Below are 486 nucleotides of genomic sequence, written 5' to 3' on the forward strand. Positions count from 1 at the left end.
CTTGAACAGATTGAGAAAAAAACCGGCAAAGTAGCAATCGAGGTATTTAACGAGGCCATTGCAAACGCAAAACCTATCGTGGAATTGGAAAGCCGTCGTGTAGGTGGTGCAAACTGCCAAGTTCCTGTTTAAGTTCGTCCTTCACGTCGTCTGGCTTTGGCAATGCGCTGGGTTCGTGACGTGGCCCGTAAACGTGGTGAGAAATCTATGGACCTGCGTTTGGCAGGCGAATTGATTGATGCGGCTGAAGGTCGTGGCGGTGCGTGGAAAAAACGTGAAGAAGTACACCGCATGGCTGAAGCGAACAAGGCATTCTCTCACTTCCGTTTCTAATATCGAAAGGCTAACAAAATGGCTCGTAAGACCCCTATCAGCCTGTATCGCAAGATCGGTATTTCGGCCCATATTGACGCGGGTGAAACAACCACAACAGAACGTATTTTGTTCTATACAGGTTTGACGCATAAATTGGGCGAAGTGCATGAC

1 protein-coding gene and 1 pseudogene are annotated in these 486 nt (G+C 48.1%); both read left to right on the top strand.

What is annotated here, in order from left to right:
* A pseudogene (gene rpsG, locus ACTHTJ_RS10795) lies at window positions 1-333 on the top strand (30S ribosomal protein S7); the annotation flags it as partial.
* Between the two features lie 18 nt (window positions 334-351).
* Window positions 352-486 (top strand): GTP-binding protein (locus ACTHTJ_RS10800; RefSeq protein ID WP_440362679.1); only part of this gene is annotated, 135 nt, incomplete at its 3' end.

Source organism: Neisseria sp. P0018.S001, assembly GCF_051957355.1.
Lineage (GTDB): Bacteria > Pseudomonadota > Gammaproteobacteria > Burkholderiales > Neisseriaceae > Neisseria > Neisseria subflava_A.